At 71.4% G+C, this 21,483-nt stretch carries 15 protein-coding genes and 1 pseudogene; 10 read left to right on the top strand and 6 right to left on the bottom strand.

All coding sequences use genetic code 11. The annotated features are described in order from the left end of the window. Positions 1-64 precede the first annotated feature (64 nt). A complete protein-coding gene (locus tag NI25_RS03765) occupies positions 65-2,449 on the top strand; it encodes a phosphoketolase (RefSeq protein WP_061441055.1) in 2,385 nt (794 codons plus the stop codon). Between the two features lie 107 nt (positions 2,450-2,556). Here NI25_RS03765 and NI25_RS03760 read toward each other — a convergent pair whose 3' ends face one another. The 5 genes from NI25_RS03760 to ppdK form a co-directional block, all read right to left on the bottom strand. After that, the gene (locus tag NI25_RS03760; RefSeq protein ID WP_078884833.1) at positions 2,557-2,985 is read right to left on the bottom strand and encodes an STAS domain-containing protein; all 429 of its coding nucleotides are present in this window, start codon (positions 2,983-2,985) and stop codon (positions 2,557-2,559) included. Between the two features lie 158 nt (positions 2,986-3,143). Then, a complete protein-coding gene (gene adhE, locus NI25_RS03755; RefSeq protein WP_061441054.1) occupies positions 3,144-5,786 on the bottom strand; it encodes a bifunctional acetaldehyde-CoA/alcohol dehydrogenase in 2,643 nt (880 codons plus the stop codon). 232 nt (positions 5,787-6,018) lie between these two features. Then, on the bottom strand, positions 6,019-6,639 hold the full coding sequence (locus tag NI25_RS03750; RefSeq protein WP_051851093.1) for a CBS domain-containing protein: 621 nt from the start codon (positions 6,637-6,639) through the stop codon (positions 6,019-6,021). Between the two features lie 117 nt (positions 6,640-6,756). Further along, positions 6,757-7,137, bottom strand: a complete 381-nt coding sequence (locus NI25_RS03745; protein WP_061441053.1) for a hypothetical protein — start codon at positions 7,135-7,137, stop codon at positions 6,757-6,759. 135 nt (positions 7,138-7,272) lie between these two features. Continuing rightward, a complete protein-coding gene (ppdK, locus tag NI25_RS03740; RefSeq protein WP_061441052.1) occupies positions 7,273-9,975 on the bottom strand; it encodes a pyruvate, phosphate dikinase in 2,703 nt (900 codons plus the stop codon). A gap of 231 nt (positions 9,976-10,206) precedes the next feature. Here ppdK and NI25_RS03735 point away from each other — a divergent pair, with 231 nt between their 5' ends. From NI25_RS03735 to NI25_RS03710, 7 genes and pseudogenes are all read left to right on the top strand, one after another. Then, positions 10,207-11,151 (top strand): universal stress protein, encoded by a 945-nt coding sequence (locus NI25_RS03735; protein WP_061441051.1) that lies wholly within the window; start codon positions 10,207-10,209, stop codon positions 11,149-11,151. A 142-nt stretch (positions 11,152-11,293) separates the two neighbouring features. Further along, the gene (pflB, locus tag NI25_RS03730; RefSeq protein WP_061441050.1) at positions 11,294-13,552 is read left to right on the top strand and encodes a formate C-acetyltransferase; all 2,259 of its coding nucleotides are present in this window, start codon (positions 11,294-11,296) and stop codon (positions 13,550-13,552) included. A gap of 5 nt (positions 13,553-13,557) precedes the next feature. Continuing rightward, positions 13,558-14,310 (top strand): pyruvate formate-lyase-activating protein, encoded by a 753-nt coding sequence (gene pflA, locus NI25_RS03725; RefSeq protein WP_061446737.1) that lies wholly within the window; start codon positions 13,558-13,560, stop codon positions 14,308-14,310. A gap of 93 nt (positions 14,311-14,403) precedes the next feature. Continuing rightward, complete coding sequence (locus NI25_RS03720; RefSeq protein ID WP_061441049.1) at positions 14,404-15,102, top strand: response regulator; 699 nt, start codon at positions 14,404-14,406, stop codon at positions 15,100-15,102. A 172-nt stretch (positions 15,103-15,274) separates the two neighbouring features. Then, positions 15,275-15,648, top strand: a pseudogene (locus tag NI25_RS37195) (type I glyceraldehyde-3-phosphate dehydrogenase); the annotation flags it as partial. A 121-nt stretch (positions 15,649-15,769) separates the two neighbouring features. Further along, complete coding sequence (locus NI25_RS03715) at positions 15,770-17,527, top strand: GAF domain-containing protein (RefSeq protein ID WP_061441048.1); 1,758 nt, start codon at positions 15,770-15,772, stop codon at positions 17,525-17,527. A gap of 246 nt (positions 17,528-17,773) precedes the next feature. Further along, entirely contained in the window at positions 17,774-18,442 is a 669-nt protein-coding gene (locus tag NI25_RS03710) for an OsmC family protein (RefSeq protein ID WP_233520673.1), read from the top strand. 95 nt (positions 18,443-18,537) lie between these two features. Here the strand turns inward: NI25_RS03710 and NI25_RS03705 are convergent, their stop codons facing one another. Next, on the bottom strand, positions 18,538-19,521 hold the full coding sequence (locus NI25_RS03705; protein ID WP_199560808.1) for an Acg family FMN-binding oxidoreductase: 984 nt from the start codon (positions 19,519-19,521) through the stop codon (positions 18,538-18,540). A gap of 271 nt (positions 19,522-19,792) precedes the next feature. Between NI25_RS03705 and NI25_RS03700 the strand changes: the two genes are divergently transcribed. Together NI25_RS03700 and NI25_RS03695 are read left to right on the top strand one after the other, a co-directional pair. Next, the gene (locus tag NI25_RS03700; protein WP_199560807.1) at positions 19,793-20,413 is read left to right on the top strand and encodes a DoxX family membrane protein; all 621 of its coding nucleotides are present in this window, start codon (positions 19,793-19,795) and stop codon (positions 20,411-20,413) included. 152 nt (positions 20,414-20,565) lie between these two features. Beyond that, positions 20,566-21,471, top strand: coding sequence for a universal stress protein (locus NI25_RS03695; protein WP_061446734.1), 906 nt, complete (start codon positions 20,566-20,568; stop codon positions 21,469-21,471). Positions 21,472-21,483 lie beyond the last annotated feature (12 nt).

The raw sequence follows: 21,483 nt of genomic DNA, 5'->3' as shown, positions 1-21,483 counted from the left end.
GGTGAGACGAAAGACCTCGCAGGGCTCTCCGTCGAGCCGACCATCGATCGCAAGGGAACCCAAGATGTGCGCCCATTCGCAACAGGTGTCCAGTCCGCTCTCGGACGAGGAATTAAGGAGGCTGGACGCCCATTGGCGTGCAGCGAACTATCTGTCCGTCGGCCAGATCTACCTGATGTCCAATCCTCTGCTCACCGAGCCGCTGCGCGCTGAGCACGTCAAGCCGCGGCTGCTCGGTCACTGGGGCACTTCACCTGGCCTCAACCTCGTGTACACACACCTCAACCGACTCATCCGCTCCCGGGGACTGGAAGCCCTCTGCATCTGGGGGCCCGGTCACGGCGGCCCCGCCGTGGTGGCCAATTCCTGGCTGGAAGGGTCGTACACGGAGACCTACCCGGACATCACCCGGGACGCCGCCGGGATGGCCCGGCTGTTCCGGCAGTTCTCGTTCCCCGGAGGCGTCCCCAGCCACGTGGCCCCGGAGACGCCCGGCTCCATCCACGAGGGCGGGGAACTCGGCTACGCCCTCTCTCACGCCTACGGCGCCGCCTTCGACAACCCCGGCCTGCTGGTCACCTGTGTCATCGGTGACGGTGAGGCGGAGACGGGGCCGCTGGCCGCCTCCTGGCACTCGAACAAGTTCCTGGACCCCGTGCAGGACGGTGCCGTCCTGCCGATCCTGCACCTCAACGGCTACAAGATCGCCAATCCCACCGTGCTGTCCCGTCTTCCGGAGTCCGAACTCGACGAACTCCTCAAGGGATATGGACACGAGCCCATCCACGTCACCGGAGACGAGCCGGCCGCCGTCCACCGCGCGATGGCCCAGGCCATGGACACCGCCGCGGACCGTATCGCCGCTGTTCAGCGCGCCGCCCGCGAGGAGGGGGAGACGGGGCGGCCCCGCTGGCCGGTGATCGTTCTGCGTACCCCCAAGGGCTGGACCGGCCCCGCCGAGGTCGACGGCCTTCCCGTGGAAGGGACCTGGCGAGCTCACCAGGTCCCCCTGTCAGCCGTCCGGGACAACCCCGACCACCTGCGGCAGCTCGAGGAATGGCTGCTCTCCTACCGGCCGCAAGAGCTGTTCGACGAGCACGGGGCACCTCGCCCGGACGTCCTGACGTGCGTCCCCGACGGCGCACGCAGGTTGGGATCGACCCCGCACGCCAACGGCGGCCTGCTGGTGCGCGAACTCCCGCTGCCGCCTCTGGAGAGGTTCGCCGTCCCGGTGGACAAGCCGGGCGCGACCCTGCACGAACCCACTCGCGTCCTCGGCGACCTGCTGGAGCACATCATGCGCGAGACCGCCGACCGACGTGACTTCCGCGTCGTCGGTCCCGATGAGACCGCCTCCAACCGCCTCCAGGCCGTCTACGGCGCCAGCGGCAAGGCATGGCAGGCCCGCACCCTTGACGTGGACGAGCACCTGGACCGCCACGGCCGGGTGATGGAGATACTCTCCGAACACACCTGCCAGGGCTGGCTGGAGGGATACCTCCTCACCGGCCGGCACGGACTGTTCTCCTGCTACGAAGCGTTCGTCCACATCGTCGACTCCATGGTCAACCAGCACATCAAATGGCTGCGCGTGACCCGCCGCCTGCCCTGGCGCGCCCCCATCGCCTCCCTCAACTACCTGCTCACCTCCCACGTGTGGCGCCAGGACCACAACGGTTTCTCCCACCAGGACCCCGGCTTCGTCGACCACATCCTCAACAAGAGCCCCGAAGCCGTACGGGTCTACCTGCCGCCGGACGCCAACACCCTGCTCTCCGTCGCCGACCACGCCCTGCGCAGCCGCGATTACGTCAACGTGATCGTCGCCGGCAAACAGCCCTGCTTCGACTGGCTGACCATGGAGGAGGCCCGGGTGCACTGCGCGCGCGGCGCCGGCATCTGGGACTGGGCCGGCACCGAGGACGGCAGCCGGGAACCCGACGTGGTCCTCGCCTGCGCGGGCGACGTCCCCACCCAGGAGGTACTGGCCGCCGCACAGCTGCTGAGGCACCACCTGCCGGAGCTGGCCGTCCGGGTCGTGAACGTCGTCGACATCGCCCGACTGCTGCCGAGCGAGGAACATCCCCACGGAATGAGCGACTTCGAGTACAACGGCCTGTTCACCCCCGACAAGCCGGTCGTCTTCGCCTACCACGGCTACCCGTGGCTGATTCACCGACTGGCCTACCGCCGCACAGGCCACCAGCACCTGCACGTGCGCGGCTACAAGGAAATGGGCACGACCACCACACCGTTCGACATGGTGGTCCGCAACGACCTGGACCGCTACCGGCTGGTCATGGACGTCATCGACCGTGTCCCCGGCCTCGCGGTGCGCGCGGCGGCCGTGCGCCAGGGGATGGAGGACACCCGGCTGCGCCACCACGCGTACATCCGCGAGCACGGTGTCGACCTTCCGGAGGTGGCCGACTGGACGTGGGACGGCTGACAGGAACCCCGAGGGGCCCGGACCGCGGACGTCGGATCCGCTGTCCGGGCCCTGCTGCGTCCGCTCCCTGGGCGAGTGGGTGGCGACCGCGGAGAACTGCCCGCCCGTCAGCGAGACCGGCTGAAGCCCCCTCTTGAGCGGTCGGCGAAGGCCGGCACGACGCGTCGGTACCCGCGGGGCTGGACAGCCAGGGCGTCCGTCAGCGACCTGTAGACATCGAAGGAGTCCGCCAGTCCGGTGCGGCGCATGATGTCGCGTAAGCGGTCGCTGCCGGAGACGAGACGCAGCCTGCCGTGCCGCTCACGGATCCGCTTACGTGCCCTGCACAGCACTCCCAGCGCGGCGCAGTCCAGGAAGGGCACAGGACGGAGGTCCACGACCAGATCGGGGTGTGGGCATGCGGTGAGGGCGTCCAGCCGGTCCGTGACGATCGGTGTCACGGAGATGTCGAGGTCTCCACGCAGTTCCAGGACGGTCGTGTGGCCGACGGTGTACTCGGAGCGGATCGGGCCGGTGCGGGCGTGCTCGTGCGTCATAGGGACAGCCAAGACCAGGTGCTCGCCGGGCAGTAGGGTCCGATGGCCCATGCGCAGGGGCCCGTGCGACCCCTCGGGACGTCAGTCCCGCCGGGCATGGCGAAGCCGCCGCGCGGAGGTTGTCAGGCTCCCGCGCGGCGGCCTCCGGCACGGCCTGTTCAGCCGTGGTACGCCGTGCGCATCAGCTCCTGCATGTCGTCGAGCATCGGCATGCGCGGGTTGGCCGGCGCGCACTGGTCCTCGTAGGCGTTGAGGGCCTGCTGGGGCAGGGCGTCGAGGAAGGCGCGCTCGTCGACGCCGAGGGCCTGGAACGTCGGCTCTATGCCGACGGCGTCGCGGAGCCGCTCGACGGCCGCGGCGAGTGACTCCACGCCCTCGGTAGGAGTGGACGCGGCCAGTCCGAGGACGCGGGCGATGTCCTGGAAGCGTTCGGGGGCACGGTAGTTCTCGTACTTGGGCCAGCCGGTCAGCTTCGTCGGGACGGTGCCGTTGTAGCGGATGACATGCGGCAGCAGGACCGCGTTGGTGCGCCCGTGCGCGATGTGGAACGTGGCGCCGAGGGTGTGCGACATGGCATGGACGATGCCGAGGAAGGCGTTGCCGAAGGCCATGCCCGCGATGGTGCCGGCGTTGTGCATCTTCTCCCGGGCCTCCGCGGCGCCCGCACGGTTGTTCACGGCCGCCTCGATGTTTCCGAAGACCAGGCGGATGGCGTGCAGGGCGAGGCCGTCGGTGAAGTCGTTGGCGTAGACGGACACGTACGCCTCGATGGCGTGGGTGAGGGCGTCGAAGCCGCTGTCGGCGGCGAGCGCCGGGGGCAACGCGGTCGTGAGGAGGGGGTCGATGATCGCGACGCTGGGGGTGAGGGCGTAGTCGGCGAGCGGGTACTTCTTGCCGGTCGCGGGGTCGGAGATGACGGCGAACGGGGTGACCTCGGCGCCGGTGCCGGAGGTGGTGGGCACGCAGACCAGGCGGGCCTGCTTGCCGAGGGTGGGGAAGCGGAAGGCGCGCTTGCGGATGTCGGAGAACTTCTGCCGCATGTCCGCGAAGTCGATGCCGGGCTGCTCGTACAGCAGCCACATGACCTTGGCGGCGTCCATGGGAGAGCCACCGCCGAGCGCGATGATCGTGTCGGGGCGGAAGTCCCGCATGAGGTCGGCGCCGTGCTGGACGGAGTCGATGCTGGGTTCGGGCTGGACGTTGTCGATGATCTGGAGGGTGACCGGCTCCCGACGCCGTTGCAGGACGCGGCTGATCCGGTCGACGAATCCGAGGCGGGTCATGGTGACGTCAGTGACGATGGTGACGCGGTGGACGTCCGGCATGGAGGTCAGGTAGCGGATGGCCTGCGGTTCGAAGTAGATCTTCGGCGGGACTTTGAACCACTGGAGGTTGTTGCGGCGGGTGGAGACCCGCTTGACGTTGAGCAGCTGGGCGGCGGAGACGTTGTTGGACACCGACGTGCTGCCCCAGGAACCGCACCCCAGCGTGAGCGAGGGCAGCAGACCGTTGTAGATGCCGCCGATCGCGCCCTGCGAGGACGGCGAGTTGACGATGATCCGTACCGTCTTCATCCGCATGCCGTACGCCTCCGCCACGGCAGGCTCCTCGGTGTGGATGACGGCGCTGTGGCCCTGGCCGTGGAAGGCGACCATGTCGGCGGCGAGGTCGAACCCGCGGCGCTCGTCCTCGGCGCGCAGTACGGCGAGGACCGGGCAGAGCTTCTCACGGGTCAGCGGCTCGTCCGGGCCGACCCGTTCGGCCTCGACCAGGATGACCGAGGTGTCTGCCGGCACCGAGAATCCGGCCCGCTCGGCGATCCACGCCGGGCTCTGCCCGACGGCGGCCGCGTTGACCTTGGGTTCGCAGCCGGCGCCCGAACCGCCGGTGGCGGGAAAGAGGAACGACTCCAGCTTCGCCTTCTCCTCCGGGGTGGCCAGATGGGCGTGCAGGGAGCGGAACTCGGTGATCGCGGCGTCGTAGATCTCCGTGTCCAGGATGACGGCCTGCTCGGAGGCGCAGATCATGCCGTTGTCGAACGACTTGGACAGCACGAGGTCGTTGACTGCCCGGCGCAGCTTCGCGCTGCGGTGGACGTAGGCCGGGACGTTGCCGGCACCGACCCCGAGGGCCGGCTTGCCGGCCGAGTAGGCGGCCTTGACCATGGCGTTGCCGCCTGTGGCGAGGATCAGCGAGACGCCCGGGTGATGCATGAGCGTGCGGGTGGCCTCGACGGACGGGGCCTCGATCCACTGCACGCAGTGCTCCGGCGCTCCGGCGGCAATGGCCGCGTCCCGCACGACGCGGGCCGCTTCGGAGCTGCACCGCTGGGCGGACGGGTGGAACGCGAAGATCACCGGGTTGCGGGTCTTCAGCGCCATCAGCGCCTTGAAGACCGTGGTCGAGGTCGGGTTGGTGACGGGGGTGACCGCGGCCACCACGCCCACCGGTTCGGCGATCTCCACCATGTCCTCGATGTCGTCCCGGCCGATGACGCCGACGGTCTTCGTGTGACCCATGCTGTGTGTGACGTGCTCGCACGCGAACATGTTCTTGGCGGCCTTGTCCTCGAAGACCCCGCGCCCCGTCTCCTCGACCGCCAGGCGGGCCAGGGCGGTGTGCTGGTCCAGGGCGGCGACCGACGCCTTCTTGACGATGTGGTCGACCTGTTCCTGGGAGAGGGCCTCGTAGTCGGCGAGAGCCTTGAGGCCGGCCGTGACCAGACGGTCCACGGCGACCGCGGTGTCGGACGGGGCGTCGATCCCGACGCGGTCCTTGGTCCGCACGTCCTGTCGGGTCATGGTGGTGTGCCTCCGTTGTCAGGGACCGCCGTGCTCATGCGGCGGCTCGGGACGGGAGGGACACCGCGGGGGACCGGCGCCCCTCCCTGGCTCCACTCTCCGACGGGTCCCGGTGCCGTGGCAGGCGCCGAAGGGCCCCTCTCGCGTCCGTCCGGCCCGGCGGGGCAGGGACCGTCGGCCCCGGCACGGCCGGCCCGCCCGGCCCGCCGCACGTCGGCGCCGGCCGCTGAGGTCACGGGCTCCCGGTCCGGTGGGACGGGGTGGGCGACTCGCGGTCGTCGATGCGGAAGCCCAGGCCGTTCACCACGCCGACCACGCCGTCGAGCCGCCAGACGGCGTGCACGAGTTCCGGCACCTGGCTACGCGCTTCCACCCGGCCGTCGAGGGTGACGACGCCGTCGCGGACAGCGACGCGGACCGCGTCGGACGGCAGCCCCATCGCGGTCACGACGATCTCCTCGGTCACCTGGCGGCGGATGTCGTCGTCCGCGCGCAGGAAGACCCGTAGCAGGTCACGGCGGGTGGCGATGCCGATGAGGCGGTCGGCCTCGTCGACCACGGGCAGTCGCTCGACGCCGCGGCGCTCCATGAGCCGGGCGGCGTCCGGCACGGTCTGCTCGGGGTGCACGGTGATGGCAGGGCTCGACATCACGTCGCCCGCCGTCACGGACGGCGGCGGAGCGGGGCCGTCCCGGTGCGCCTGGTTGCGTACGAGGTCGCTGCCGGACAGGACGCCGAGGACCTTGTCGTCGGCGTCGACCACCGGCAGTCCGCTGATCCGGTGGTGGTCGAGCAACCGGACGACCTCTTTGAACGGTGTCGTCCGGCGGGCGTGGACGACGTCCCTGGTCATTACCTCGCCGACGATGTGAGCGGTCACGGCGGATCTCCTTCACGAGCGCGGGCGGGGAGAGCCGGAGCCCGGTTCGGCTCCGGCTCCCCGCCAGGTCGGGCGGGCGCCGTGTGGCGCCTACTTCTGCGGGCCGCCGCGCCACGGAGGCGGGGCGGCCGTCCGGCGGGTGGTGTCGCTTCGGTGGGTGACGCGTTCGGTGGCGGAGCGCAGCCGGTCGTGGAGCCGGTCGGCGAGTTCGCGGGCGCTCGCCTCGCGCGCGTGGACGACGACGAGGTCGCTGCCGACCCGGATGTCGGTGCGGCCGGACCAGGGCAGTTCCACGTGGTGGGCCGATGCCCGCCGTACGCGCACCTCACCGTTCACGGGCGGCAGGCCGGGCCGGTCCAGAGCGGCGGCGACCTTCTCGTGGAGGTAGGCGAGAGATTCCTCGTCCACCTCGCCGTCGGCGCGGACCAGCACGGCGGCGGTCTCACGGGCATCGATGTCCTTGGCGGTCATGTGTTCCACTCCCTGTGATCGTTCTGCGTCGCCTCAAGCCTGCTGCGCCGGTCGCTCCCGTCCCAGGGGCGACCGGCCCTGGAGGGCGGAGCGGCCGGTCCCTGGCATGAGGGCCGAGCGGCCCCGCCCCGCGGTTCACCTGCTGTCGCTCCCCTCGGTCTCCTCCAGCGCCGCCCGCCCCGCCTCCAGCCGCGCCACCGGCACCCGGAACGGCGAGCAGGAGACGTAGTCCAGTCCGGCGGTGTGGAAGAAGTGCACCGAGTCGGGGTCGCCGCCGTGCTCACCGCACACCCCGATCTTGAGGTCCGGGCGGGTGGCGCGGCCCTCGGCGACCGCGATGTTCACCAGTCGGCCGACCCCCTCGCGGTCGAGCGCCTCGAAGGGGGAGGTGGAGAAGACGCCCTTGTCCAGGTAGGCGGAGAAGAATTCCGCCTCGACGTCGTCGCGGGAGAAGCCCCAGGTCGTCTGGGTCAGGTCATTGGTGCCGAAGGAGAAGAACTCGGCTTCCTCGGCGATCCGGCCCGCCGTCAGGGCGGCCCTGGGCAACTCGATCATGGTGCCGACCGGGCAGTCGAGGACGACTCCGGCCGCCCGCGAAATCTCGGCCAGCACCCGCTGGACCTCCGCGCGCACGAGGCGCAGTTCACGGACGTCACCGACGAGCGGGACCATGATCTCCGCCTGGGGTGCGCCACCGGCCGACAGGCGCTCGGTCACGGCCTCACCGATCGCCCGGACCTGCATGGCGACCAGGCCGGGCACGACCAGGCCCAGGCGTACGCCGCGCAGCCCGAGCATCGGGTTCTCCTCGTGCATGCGGTTCACCGCGCCGAGCAGTGCGACGTCGTGCGCGTCCGGCTCCTCGCCACGGGCCTGAGCGGTGGCGATCCGCACCGCCAGTTCGGTGTGGTCGGGCAGAAATTCGTGCAGGGGCGGGTCCAGCAGCCGGATGGTGACCGGCAGACCGTCCATGGCCTCCAGGATGCCGACGAAGTCCCGCCGTTGCAGCGGCAGGAGGTCCGCCAGGGCCCGGTCGCGCTCGGCGTCCGTGCCGGCCAGGATCATCTGCTCGACCAGCTTGCGGCGGTCACCGAGGAACATGTGCTCGGTGCGGCACAGGCCGATGCCCTGCGCTCCGAACCGGCGGGCCCGGACGGCGTCCTCCGGGGTGTCGGCGTTGGCCCGCACCTCCAGCCGCCGCACGGTGTCGGCGCGGGCCAGCGCCCGGGCCACCGCGTCGACCACGTCCACGCCCTGCGAGCCACCGCCGCCCCCGCCGTCCTCCAGATACCGGATCACCGCCGAGTCCACCAGCGGCACCGAACCGGCGTACACCGCTCCGGCGGAGCCGTCCACCGAGACGACGGTACCCTCCTCGACCACGGTGCCGTCCGCGGCGGTGAAGCGCCGGGCCTCGGTGTCCACGGTGAGCTCCTCGGCGCCGCACACGCAGACCTTGCCCATGCCGCGGGCGACGACGGCCGCGTGGCTGGTCTTGCCGCCCCGGCTGGTGAGGACCGCCTGAGCGGCGATCATGCCGGGCAGGTCGTCCGGGGTGGTCTCCTGGCGGACCAGGACCACCTTCTCGCCGGCCGCGGCGCGGCGCACCGCCTGGGCGGAGTCGAAGACCACGGCACCCACCGCCGCGCCGGGAGAGGCCGGGACGCCGTGGGCGAGTGCGGAACCGGTCGCGGAGGCGTCGAAGCGCGGGAACATCAGCCGGGCCAGGCCCTCGCCGCTCACCCGGGCCAGCGCCTCGTCCGGGGTGATGAGCCCTTCGTCGGCCAGCTCGGCGGCGAGAACGAAGGCGGCCTCGGCGGTGCGCTTGCCGACCCGGGTCTGGAGCATCCACAGGGTGCCGCGTTCGATGGTGAACTCGATGTCGCACAGATCCCGGTAGTGGCGTTCCAGGGTGCGCATGTGCGTGCGCAGCCCGTCGTAGGACCTGGCGTCCAGGCGCTTCAGCTCGGCCAGCGGCACGGTGTTGCGGATGCCGGCGACGACGTCCTCGCCCTGCGCGTCGGGCAGGTAGTCGCCGTACAGGCCGGAGCGGCCGGTGGCCGGGTCGCGGGTGAAGGCGACGCCGCTGCCGGAGTCGGCCCCGAGGTTGCCGAAGACCATGCGCTGGACGTTGACGGCGGTACCCAGATCGTCGGCGATGTGCTCGCGGCGCCGGTACAGGCGGGCGCGTTCGCCGTTCCAGGACTCGAATACGGCCTGGATCGCCCGGCGCAGCTGCTCGGCGGGGGACTGGGGGAAGTGGTCACCTGTCTCCAGGCGGATCAGGTTCTTGTACGTCTCGACCAGCTCGGCCAGGTCGGATGCCGTCAGGTGCACATCGTCCTGGACGCCGCGCAGGTCCTTGAGAAGGGCGAGGGACCGCTCGAAGCGGGAGGAGTCGACGCCCATGACCGTGCTGCCGAACATCTGGACGAGGCGGCGGTAGGAGTCCCAGGCGAAGCGTTCGTTGCCGGAGACCTTGGCCAGCCCGAGGACGGAGTCGTCGTTGAGGCCGATGTCGAGGATCGTCTCCATCATGCCGGGCATGGAGAACTTCGCGCCGGACCGGACGGACAGCAGCAGCGGGTCGTCCGGCTGCCCCAGCGAACGGCCGGCGGAGGCTTCGAGGGCCGCCAGGTGTGCCGAGACCTCCTCCCACAGGCCCGCGGGTTCGCTACCTGTCTCCAGGAAGGCGCGGCACGCCTCGGTGGTGAGGGTGAATCCCGGCGGTACGGGGAGCCCGAGCCGGGTCATCTCCGCCAGGTTCGATCCCTTGCCGCCGAGGAGATCGGCCATGTCGCGGCCGCCCTCGGTGAAGTCGTACACGTATCGGACCATGACGCTGCGCTCCTCGGGCGTTGGGGCGTGATGTTTCCAGCGTCGGACGGGGGTGGGCCCGGCGCGAGGTGCCGGCCGTCCCGTGTGAGGGACCGGTCGGCCCTGATGAGCGTTCGCCGTGCCGGAGGGACCATCGGCGCCCTGCCGGGGCTGTACGGCCCGTGGACCACCGGCACGGCCGGGCCGAGGCTCGAAGCCATCGGATGTCGACGACCAGGGAGGGGACACGTCATGCCGCACGACATCGTGGTGGGGATCGACGGATCGACCGAAGGACTGGCCGCCGCACACTGGGCTGCCCAGGAGGCTCAGCGGCGAGGAACCGGACTCGGCGTGATCCACGTCTGGCACCGCCACGCCCGACCCGCGCCGTACGTCCCCATGGACAGCACCGAGCGCGAGTGGGCCGAGCAGCTCCTGGGCGAGGTCGTACGCAGTGTCCGGGCCGCCCACCCAGGGCTACGGATCACCGGCCGACTCGTGTGCGACGCCACGGTGGCCGGCCTGCTCGAGGCCGCGGCCGACACCGACCTGCTGGTCCTCGGTTCCCGCGGCCTCGGGCCTGTGGGCGGCTTCCTCACGGGCTCCGTGTCCCAGCGAGTCGTCGGCCGGTCCACCCGCCCGGTCGTCCTGGTCCGCGCGGGACGGTCCGCCGCCGACGAGCACCTGCCGGCCACCGACGGCGTCGCCCCCGAGGAGATACCACAGACGCCCTACCGTCACGTGGTCCTGGGGTTGCAGACGGACCGTCCTTGCGACGAACTGATCGAGTTCGCCTTCGACGCCGCCCGCCGGCGTGGCACCGGCCTGTCCGTGGTCCACGCTTTCCGGACCGCTTTCCGGCCCGCCCCCGTTCCGTCCGTGCCCCTGGTGTCCGCGGCTCCGGAGGGCCCGGCTCCCGTTCCGTGGCCGCAGGCTCAGGCGCCGGCGGACCAGGAGCGCACCGTGGCGGCGGTACTGCGTCCCTGGCGGGAGAAGTACCCGGCCGTCCCCGTGACCGAGACGGTCACCGAGGGGCGCGCCGCGGTGGTTCTGGTGCGGGCCGCTCAGGACGCGGGCCTCCTGGTGGTGGGCCGCCGCGGGCTCGATCACCAGGTCGGTGTCTTCACGGGGCCGGTCACGCACGCCGTCCTGCACCACGTCGGATGTCCCGTCGCCGTGGTTCCGCACGACTGACACCACGGCGGCCGGTCGGGGCCGAAGGTCCCGGCCGGTCGGGGCCGCACGGGACCACCCGGTGCCCTGTCCGGCACTCCTCGCCGCGGACCCGCACGACGAGCATCGACAGTGACAAGACCGTACGACGAGAGGACCTGTGATGACCGCGACGGTGACAGCCGGCCCCCGGACCGCCGACGCCTGGCGGCAGTTCGCCGGGAGCGGGTGGCGTGAGCGCATCGACGTGCGCGACTTCATCCAGGCCAACTACACGCCCTACGAGGGCGATGCCTCCTTCCTGGCCGGCCCCACGGACCGCACCCGAGCGGTCTGGGAGAAGGTCAGCGCGCTGTTCCCCGAGGAGCGGCGCAGGGGCGTGCTCGACGTGGACGCCGCCACCCCCTCCACCATCACCTCGCACGCCCCCGGCTACATCGACCGCGACCGCGAGCTGATCGTCGGCCTTCAGACGGACGCCCCGCTGAAGCGGGCGATCATGCCCAACGGCGGCCTGCGCATGGTGGAGAACGGGCTGAAGGCGTACGGCTACGAGCCCGACCCGTTCGTCACGAAGGTGTTCGACACCTACCGCAAGACCCACAACGCGGGCGTCTTCGACGCCTACACCCCCGCCATGCGCGCCGCCCGCAAGGTCGGCATCATCACCGGCCTGCCCGACGCCTACGGCCGCGGCCGGATCATCGGTGACTACCGCCGCGTCGCCCTGTACGGCACCGACCGGCTCACCGAGGCCAAGCGTGCCGAGCGGGCCCTGCTGGACACCCGGCCGTCCACCGCCGACGTCGTCCGCGACCGCGAGGAACTCGCCGAGCAGATCCGGGCACTGGGAGAGCTGGCCGAGATGGCCGCGTCATACGGCTGCGACGTCAACCGGCCGGCGACCACCGCGCACGAGGCCGTCCAGTGGCTCTACCTCGGCTTCCTCGCCGCGGTGAAGGAGCAGAACGGCGCGGCCATGTCGCTGGGCCGTACCTCCACCTTCCTGGACGTCTACCTCCAGCGCGATTTCGACGAGGGGCTCCTCGACGAGCGGCGTGCCCAGGAGCTGATCGACGACTTCGTCATCAAGCTGCGCATCGTGCGCTTCCTGCGCACCCCCGAGTACGACGCCCTGTTCTCCGGCGACCCGACCTGGGTGACGGAGTCCATCGGCGGCATCGGCGCAGACGGCCGCCCGCTGGTCACCCGCACCTCCTTCCGCTTCCTGCGGACCCTCTACAACCTCGGCCCCGCACCGGAACCGAACCTGACCGTCCTGTGGTCGCCCCGCCTGCCGGCCGGCTTCAAGGAGTTCTGCGCCCAGGTGTCCATCGACACCAGCGCCGTCCAGTACGAGTCCGACGACCTGATGCGCCCGCGCACCGGCGACGACACGGCCATCGCCTGCTGCGTCTCCGCGATGGCGGTCGGCAAGCAGATGCAGTTCTTCGGCGCCCGCGTCAACCTCGCCAAGGCGCTGCTGTACGCCGTCAACGGCGGCCGGGACGAGATGACCGGCGACCAGATCACCCCGGAGATGCCGCCGCTGACCGGCGAGTACCTGGACTACGACCAACTGTCGGCCGCCTACGACCGCGTACTGGACTGGCTGGCCCAGACCTACGTCGACGCACTCAACGTCATCCACTACATGCACGACAAGTACGCCTACGAGCGCATCGAGATGGCCCTGCACGACCACCCGGTGCACCGGTTCATGGCCTGCGGCATCGCCGGCCTGTCCGTCGCCGTGGACAGCCTCTCCGCCGTCAAGCACGCCCAGGTCAAGATCATCCGCGACGCGACCGGACTGGCCGTGGACTTCCACACCGAGGGCGACTTCCCGGCGTACGGCAACAACGACGACCGGGCCGACGCGATCGCCGTCGAGCTGGTGGAGTCCTTCATGGCGAAGGTACGCAAGCACCCCACCTACCGCGACGCCGAACACACGCAGTCGGTGCTGACCATCACCTCCAACGTCGTGTACGGCCACCACACTGGCAACACCCCCGACGGTCGCCGCGCCGGACAGCCCTTCGCGCCCGGCGCCAACCCGATGAACGGCCGCGACCAGCACGGCGTGGCCGCCTCCGCCCTCTCGGTGGCCAAGCTGCCCTACGAGGCGGCACGCGACGGCATCTCCCTGACCACCACGATCACCCCGGAAGGGCTGGGCCACGTCCCCGAGGAGCGGGCCGGTCACCTGGTCGGCATCCTCGACGCCTACATGTCCGCTGGCGGCTTCCACATGAACGTCAACGTGCTGGACCGCGCCGTGCTGGAGGACGCGATGGAACACCCGGAGAAGTACCCCGAGCTGACGATCAGGGTCTCCGGCTACGCGGTGAACTTCGTCCGCCTGACCCGCGAGCAGCAGCTCGACGTGATCAGCCGCACCTTCCACGGATCGCTGTGAGCACGATGCCCCCGACCGTGGCACCGGGACCGGTCACCGGACGGATCCACTCCTGGGACCTGTCCACCGGCGTGGACGGTCCCGGGACCCGGTTCGTCCTGTTCACCAGCGGCTGCCCCCTGCGCTGCCTCTACTGCGCCAACCCCGACACCTGGCACATGCGAGACGGCCGGGGGGCCGCCGTCGACGAGGTGTTGGCGGAGATCGACAAGTACCGGGACTTCCTCGTCACGGCCGGCGGGGGAGTGACCCTCACCGGCGGCGAACCCCTGCTCCAGCCGGCCTTCACCGCGGCGGTCCTGCGCCGCTGCAAGGAGGCCGGCCTGCACACCGCCCTCGACACCTCCGGCTTCCTCGGCGCCCGCGCCACGGACACGCTCCTGGCCGACACCGACCTGGTGCTGCTGGACATCAAGTCGTTCGACGTCCCGACGTACCGGAAGCTGACGGGCGGCGCCCTCGCCCCCACCCTGAACTTCGCCACCCGTCTCGACGGGCTGGGCAAGCGCGTGTGGATCAGGTACGTCCTGGTGCCCGGCTGGACCGACGACGAGGAGGCCGTCGACGGACTCGCCGGATTCCTCTCCGGCCTCGCCTGCGTGGAGCGGGTCGACATCCTGCCGTTCCACAAGCTCGGCGCCGCCAAGTACGACGCCCTGGGCATCCACTTTCCCCTGCGTGACGCCCCGGTCCCGGATCGGGCGCTGGTGGACCGGGTGCGTGGCCAGTTCCGCGAGCGCGGTCTCATGGCTCACTGACGCAGGCGAAATCGGGGCCGACCGGCCCTGGACCTCGGCCATCCTGGGAAGAAAGGATTCCGACACAGACCGAGGCATGGCGAGGAGCATTCGATGGCGCACAGCGAGCAGGGCGACAGCACGGGAAGCCCGATCAGGGTCTTCCTCCTGGACGACCACGAAGTGGTACGACGCGGGGTGCACGACCTGCTGGACGACGAACCGGACATCACCGTGGTCGGAGAAGCCGCGACGGTGGAACAGGCGCTGGTCCGGGTCCCCGCCCTGCGCCCCGACGTGGCCGTCCTCGACGTGCGCCTGCCCGACGGAGACGGCGTGACCGTCTGCCGCGAGCTGCGGTCGCAGATGCCGGACCTGGCCTGCCTGATGCTGACCTCCTTCGACGACGAGGAGGCGCTGCTGGACTCGATCATGGCGGGGGCGGCCGGATACGTCCTCAAGCAGATCCAGGGCTCGGACCTGGTCTCGGCCGTGCGCACGGTGGCCCGCGGCCAGTCGCTGCTGGACGCCAGCGCCACGACCAAGCTGATGGCACGGCTGCGGGGCGGCGGGCAGCAGCCGGCCGAGGAGCCGGAGATGCTGCCGGGTCTCACCGACCGGGAACGCGAGATCCTCGAACTGATCGGCGAAGGGCTCACCAACCGGCAGATCGGCCAGCGGCTCTACCTGGCCGAGAAGACGGTCAAGAACCACATCTCCCGCCTGCTCGCCAAGCTCGGCGTGGAACGCCGTATCCAGGCCGCCGTCATCGCCACCCAGGCACGCGACCGGATGCGCGGCGAAGGCCAGTAGGGGGACGGAGCCGCCGGTCTGCCTCGCGCCCTGTCCGCAGTCGGGGGCCGAAGGTCCCCGCCATCCACGGTCTCACGGCCCATCCCCGGACGGGCTCCCGGGCGGCAGGCTGAGAGCGGTCCCGGAACACCGCCGGGCATCGCCGCATCAAGGGGAGGACGGTAGACATGACCGTGCGAGTGGGGACCTGGTCCTGCCCGAGCTGGCGGGCACGCTGGACGGCAGCGCCATACGCGTTCCGGTCGAGGACGGCTCATTGACCGACCTGACCGTGATACTCGAGCGGGCGGTGAGCGCGGAGGAGATCAACGCCGCCTACCGCGAGGCCGCCGAGGGACCGCTGAAGGACGTCCTGCGGGTGTCCGACGCCCCGATCGTCTCCCGCGATGTGGTCGGCGATCCCGCCTCCTGTGTCCTGGACGCCCCCTCACCCAGACCCACGGAGACCTGGTCAAGGTCTTCGGCTGGTACGACAACGAGTGGGGCTGCACGAACCGCCTGCTCGACCTCACCTCGTACGTCGCGGCCCGACTGCCCCGGAGCTGACGGTTCCGGCCAGCCGGCCCTGCGGCTGCGCTGATCCCTTATCGTCACCCCGTTCGAGCCGCTACCGTGGCAGGTGCACGGTGAGGCTGCCGACATGCGGTGAGGCGTTGGAGGAGCAGCGGTGGAGAACGCCGACGAGGCCCACGAGGCACGGGTGCGGCTGCCCCAGCTGCGGCTGGACGAGCTGCTGGAGGAGTTGCAGGCCCGGCTGGACGCGGCGCGCGGCACCCGCGACCGGGTCCACAGCCTCCTGGAGGCCGTGCTGTCGGTCGGCCGCGAGCTCGACCTGGAGCAGGCGCTGCGCAGCATCGTCGAGGCCGCGGCGGCCCTGGTCGACGCGGAGTACGCGGCGCTCGGGGTCATCGGTCCGGACGGCAAGCGGCTGTCCGCCTTCCACACGGTGGGCGTCGACGCGGAGCAGATCGCGCGCATCGGCCCCTATCCGGAGGGTCACGGCATCCTGGGCGAGCTGATCCGCCACCCCGAGCCGCTGCGCCTGGCCAAGCTCTCCGACCACCCCGCTTCCTACGGGTTCCCGGCCCACCACCCGCCGATGAACACCTTCCTCGGCGTACCGATCCGGGTGCGTGACCACATCTTCGGCAACCTGTACCTGACGGAGAAGCGTGGCGGGCAGCAGTTCGACGAGGACGACGAGTCGGTGCTGGCGACGCTGGCCGTGGCGGCCGGCGTCGCGATCGACAACGCCCGTCTCTACGAGGAGTCCCGGCTGCGCGAGCGCTGGCTCCAGGTGAACGCCGAGATCACCCACACCCTGATGTCCGGCGCGGACCAGGGCGGTGTGCTGGCGCTGATCGCGGAGCGTGCCCGGGAGATCACCGCTTCCGCCCTGAGCGTGGTGGCCATGCCGGTGAGCGGAACCGACAACCTCGCCGTCGAACTCGCCATCGGCCAGGAGGCCGACGCATGGCGCGGGATCGTACTGCCCACGGAGGGCACGCTCATCGGGCAGGCGTTCGTCCAGCGGGCACCGGTCAGCAGCCCGGACGTCTCGTGCGACTCCCGGGTCTCAGCCGGTCCGCCACGCTTCGAAGGGCTCGGGCCGGCCGTCGCCGTGCCGATCGGCACGGGCGACGAGGCCCGCGGTGTGGTGCTGCTGGTCCGGCAGTCCGGCGGCCGGGAGTTCTCCGAGAAGGAGACCGAGCCGCTCCAGGTCTTCGCCGCCCAGGCCGCCGTCGCGATGGAACTGGCGGAACGACGCGCGGACGCCGAACAGATCACCCTGCTGGAGGACCGCGACCGGATCGCCCGAGACCTGCACGACCTGGCCATCCAACGGCTTTTCGCCACTGGCATGACCCTGCAGAGCGCCGGTCGCCGCGTCCAGGACGCCATGGCCTCCGAGCGGATCCTGCGGGCCGTGGACGACCTCGACGAGACCATCAAGATCATCAGGTCGACGATCTTCGGCCTCCGCTCCCGCGACGACGACACGTCGCCCGGCCTGCGCTCCCGCGCGGTGCGCGCGATCGGCGAGGCCGCCCCGCTCCTCGGCTTCGCTCCCAGCGTCCGCATGGAGGGCCTGCTCGACACGCACGTGCCCGCCCAGACCGCCGACCACGTCATGGCCGTCCTCACCGAATCCCTGACCAACGTCGCCCGGCACGCCGGCGCCGACCGCACCGACGTCGTGCTGGAGACGGACGGCAAGCAGGTCCGCCTGACGGTCACGGACAACGGCGTCGGCATTCCGGACGGAGGCCGCCGCAGCGGTCTGACCAACATGGCCGAGCGAGCACGGAAGCTCGGCGGCGACCTGGAGCTGGAAAGCCCCGGCGGCAAGGGGACGCGGCTGGTGTGGCACGCGCCGCTGGCGCAGTTGCAGGACGCGGCGGAGAGCGGCCGGTCCGCCCGGTGACGCACGGTGCCTCCGGGCGAGCGGCGCGTTGAGGCCCCTGCCGAACGGGGACTGGCGCACCGGGACCATCGGCACACAGCGCGCGGGTCCCCCGGCCCATGACGGCGGACCGCGACCGCGGTCCCATTGAGGTGCCGAGGCGGACGACCGGGGCCGGCCCGGCCCGCCGGCCCGGCTCGGGTGGGCGGAGCAGCCGCGTCGAGCACGCTTCAGGCTCGAGGGCAAGGCACCCGGCCGGGAGACGTCATGAAGATGACCAGCCGCTGCGGACGCACCATCAACGTCACACGACTCGCGACCCAGGATCTCCCGGCTTCCATGGGACGCGTCGTCCTGGACGCTGCCCGTGCCCCGCACGACAGCCGGGCCCCGTGGCTGTCGCTGACGGCCGAGGAGGCGCGGCGCCTGGCCGGTCTGCTGCTCTTCCAGGCCGCCGCTGTGGAGCCCGCCCCTGACGGGCCGGCCGGACGCGTCGACGTGACGCCTGTCGCCGGCGACGCCTTCGAAGTGCGGGTACGGGGACACGTCCTGACCGTCGACCAGCCACGGACCGCCGGTGGCAGGGACACGGCACCCACGCCCGTGGAACTCTTCATCGCGTCCGTGGCCTCCTGCTCCGCGCACTACGCGGGCCGGTACCTGGACCGGCATGGCCTCAGCCGGGACGGCCTGACCGTCCGGGCGCACTTCCGCATGGCCGACGACCGCCCCGCACGGGTCGCTTCCCTGTCGATGACCGTCCACGCCCCGTCCCTGCCCGCCGAGCGGCTGACCGCGCTGCGTGCGGTGGTCTCGCACTGCACGGTGAGCAACACACTGGCCGACGCTCCCGACATGCGGGTGCACGTCCGATGCGAGCCGGACAGTGCGGAGACACCACAGGCCGTGGAACACGGGCGCGTCGATGCGGGGTGACAGGGGCGGCAGACGGGCACGGAGTGCTCACGCGGACCGACTTCGGAAGATCACCGCCCGGTCGCGTCATCGACGGGACCGGGCGGCACGTGTGTTCACACGTCGGCGTCCACTACCTCCTCGACCGGGCGGCGCGGGGAGGCGGGACCCTCGGGTCCGTACCCGAGCCGGATCACCATCTGCGTGTACACGCGAGGACCGTCGGTCGGCAGACCGTCGAGGGCCCGGCGCAGATCGGGCCACTCCATGGCCTGGTGAAAGAGCGACGCGCGCACCCCGCGCCGGGTGGCCAGCAGAAGCACGTGTTCCAGGGCCTGGCCGGCCCGCAGCCAGTCCGTCCGTCGGTCGTGCGTCGTGGACAGCAGCGCGAGCGTCGGACGCGTCTCGAAGGTACGGGCGGGCAGCACCTCCGGGTGCCGGTGGGCCCCGAAGTCCCGCATCGGCATGCGGTCCAGCGCGTCCTGCGGGCCCACGGCCGCTGACGGAAGTCCCAGCGACCGCGAGTGCGGGCTACCGACGAGTCGGCGGCTCTCGGCTGCGCGGTCGGCGTCCGCCCGGTTGCGCCACTCCGCCTCACGCGTGGCGCGCAACACCCGTTCGGTGTCCTTGCGCCCCGGGAAACGCAGGGTCGCACCCTCCAGATGGGCGGCCTCGGCCAGCTCGGCGAGCAGGTCCGTCGGCAGCGGTCGCCCGGAGAACGGGAAACGACTGCTGTGCCGGCGCCACACCGCCTCGTACAAGCCGGTCGACGGCGCACCACGCACCGCTTCGGCGAGCCGGACCGTGGCGAGCAGAGCGGGACGGTCCGGGCACGGGAGCAGCCGGGGCACCGGCTCCCAGCCGAAGTGGGCGGCGGCGACGCGCAGATTGAGGACCGCGCAGCCCACCGACAGGTGCACCGCCCGCCCCACCGGATCGGTGTGGCGTAGCGCCCGGTCAGCGGCGGCGTCGATCCGTACCGTGCGGGTGTCGGTATCGAGCCGGAAGCGCCAGGGCTGGGTGTTGTGCAGGGACGGCGCGGCCACGGCCGCCGCGACCAGCCGTTCCACGGCCGGGGCGTCGAGGGTCGGCGAGCTCATCGGGACTCCTTCCCGCCCATGTCCGAGTGCGGCTGGGCTGGTTTGTGAACCCTTCTCAGCCTTGGTCCCCGTCGGTGCGCCCGTAAGGGGCCGTACGGTCACCGCCCGGCACCGTTGGGCCTCGTCGTTCCGTGGTGGCCGAAGGTCCCTGTGGATTGGGGCTGTTGAGTCCATGGGGTGTGGACCTTCGGCGTCGGGTGCCGGGTGGTGGGGGGCGGGAGAGTGAGCGGTGTCAGGAACCAGCCGGATCTTCTCCGAAGGAGTCACTGTCATGGCCGTGCACCAGTCCACGCATCGTAGTTCGGGTTTTCGTCTGCCGTCGTTCCGTCGTGACGGCGCGGTTTCCGCGCCCGGGTCGGTGGAGGCCGGCGCGCTCACGGCGCGGGCCTGTGTGTTCGCGTCGGCCCGGGTGCTGATGGGGTTCGTGTTCCTGTGGGCGTTCCTGGACAAGACGTTCGGGTTCGGTTACGCCACCGCGTCCGGGAAGGGCTGGGTCGACGGTGGTTCGCCGACGGAGGGCTTCCTGGGGCATGTCGCGGTCGGTCCGATGGAGTCGACGTTCCACTCGTGGGCCGGGGCGGCGTGGGCGGACTGGCTGTTCATGCTGGGTCTGCTGGGGATCGGGCTGGCCCTGACCGCGGGGGTGGCGCTGCGTCTGGCGGCCTTCGCGGGGACGGTGATGATGGCGTTGATGTGGGTGGCGGAGTGGCCGCCGGCGAAGCACCTGTCCGACGGGTCGGCGAGCATGTCGACGAACCCGTTCGCCGACTACCACCTGGTGTACGCGGTGGTGCTGATCGCACTGGCCGCCGTCTCGGCCGGTGACGCGCTGGGTCTGGGCCGGTGGTGGGCCAGGCTCCCCATCGTCCGCGACCACGCGTGGCTGCGCTGAACACGACTGGTGGGGCGGGACCGCCCAAGGACCCGCCCCACCGGCCCGCCGGCAGGGACCGTCGGCCCCACTCCGGGACCACAGGCCCCTGCCCCCCGGGACCGCCCGAAGAGACGCTGAGAACGGAACCAATGACACAGGAGGTGGCCGGCATGGCCCGCACGATCACCGTAGGACTCGACGGCTCGGCCGAGAGCCGGGCAGCCGCGGAGTGGGCGGCCCGCGAAGCCGCGCTGCGCCAGGTGCCGGTACGACTGCTCCACGTGTGGCAGCCGGTACCGGAGCCCATGGCCCAGGCTCCGCTCCTCGGCGCCGAGACCCACCAGCACTGGACCGAGCGGATCCCCCGGGACACGGCCGAGGGCTTGAGTCTGCGGCACCCCGGGGTCGAGGTGACCACCGAGCAGGCGACCGGCACCCCGGCAGACGTCCTGCTCGCCGCCGCCCGTGACGCGGAACTGCTGGTGCTGGGATCGCGCGCCCTGAGCGGGCTCACGGGCTTCCTGGTCGGATCCGTCGGCCAGTCCGTGATCGCCCGTACCGAGGCGCCGGTGATCCTCGTCCGAGCGGGCGAACAAGCCGCCGACGAACACCTCAAGGACCCCACCGGCATACCGTCGGCCGCCACGGGCTTCCGGCCGGTGGTCGTGGGACTGGACACCGGCAGCCCCGACGAGACGGTCCTTTCCTTCGCCTTCGGGGAGTCGCGGCGCCGTCGGGCCCCACTCGTCGCCGTGAGGGCCTGGAACCTGCCGTCTTCCTACACCTACAGCATTGCCGCCGGCTTCGACCCGCGCGAGGAACTGGCACGCGCCCAGGCCGAAGCACTCACCGAGGCACTGCTGCCCTGGCGGGAGAAGTACCCGGACGTCGAGGTGACCGAGACCTGCCACCTCGGCAGTCCCGCGGAGCACCTCATCGACGCGGCCCGCGATGCCTCCCTCGTCGTCGTCGGTCGCCGCATCCGCCGCAGCCCGTTCGGCGTGCACATCGGCGCCGTGGCCCACGCGGTCATGCACCACGCCACCACCCCCGTCGCCGTCGTCGCGCACGACTGACGCGGCACACCG

It is taken from the genome of Streptomyces sp. CCM_MD2014 (assembly GCF_000772045.1).
GTDB classification, from domain to species: Bacteria; Actinomycetota; Actinomycetes; order Streptomycetales; family Streptomycetaceae; genus Streptomyces; species Streptomyces salinarius.
The sequence above is the reverse complement of the archived record's forward strand: the minus strand, read 5'-3'. Positions and strand labels throughout refer to the sequence as shown.

What these genes read in the sequence shown, in the direction of transcription:
- NI25_RS03765 (WP_061441055.1), top strand. Translation starts at nt 65, where the DNA reads ATGTGCGCCCATTCGCAACAGGTGTCCAGTCCGCTCTCGGACGAGGAA.
- NI25_RS03760 (WP_078884833.1), bottom strand. Translation starts at nt 2,985, where the DNA reads ATGACGCACGAGCACGCCCGCACCGGCCCGATCCGCTCCGAGTACACC.
- adhE (WP_061441054.1), bottom strand. Translation starts at nt 5,786, where the DNA reads ATGACCCGACAGGACGTGCGGACCAAGGACCGCGTCGGGATCGACGCC.
- NI25_RS03750 (WP_051851093.1), bottom strand. Translation starts at nt 6,639, where the DNA reads ATGACCAGGGACGTCGTCCACGCCCGCCGGACGACACCGTTCAAAGAG.
- NI25_RS03745 (WP_061441053.1), bottom strand. Translation starts at nt 7,137, where the DNA reads ATGACCGCCAAGGACATCGATGCCCGTGAGACCGCCGCCGTGCTGGTC.
- ppdK (WP_061441052.1), bottom strand. Translation starts at nt 9,975, where the DNA reads ATGGTCCGATACGTGTACGACTTCACCGAGGGCGGCCGCGACATGGCC.
- NI25_RS03735 (WP_061441051.1), top strand. Translation starts at nt 10,207, where the DNA reads ATGCCGCACGACATCGTGGTGGGGATCGACGGATCGACCGAAGGACTG.
- pflB (WP_061441050.1), top strand. Translation starts at nt 11,294, where the DNA reads ATGACCGCGACGGTGACAGCCGGCCCCCGGACCGCCGACGCCTGGCGG.
- pflA (WP_061446737.1), top strand. Translation starts at nt 13,558, where the DNA reads ATGCCCCCGACCGTGGCACCGGGACCGGTCACCGGACGGATCCACTCC.
- NI25_RS03720 (WP_061441049.1), top strand. Translation starts at nt 14,404, where the DNA reads ATGGCGCACAGCGAGCAGGGCGACAGCACGGGAAGCCCGATCAGGGTC.
- NI25_RS03710 (WP_233520673.1), top strand. Translation starts at nt 17,774, where the DNA reads ATGAAGATGACCAGCCGCTGCGGACGCACCATCAACGTCACACGACTC.
- NI25_RS03705 (WP_199560808.1), bottom strand. Translation starts at nt 19,521, where the DNA reads ATGAGCTCGCCGACCCTCGACGCCCCGGCCGTGGAACGGCTGGTCGCG.
- NI25_RS03700 (WP_199560807.1), top strand. Translation starts at nt 19,793, where the DNA reads ATGGCCGTGCACCAGTCCACGCATCGTAGTTCGGGTTTTCGTCTGCCG.
- NI25_RS03695 (WP_061446734.1), top strand. Translation starts at nt 20,566, where the DNA reads ATGGCCCGCACGATCACCGTAGGACTCGACGGCTCGGCCGAGAGCCGG.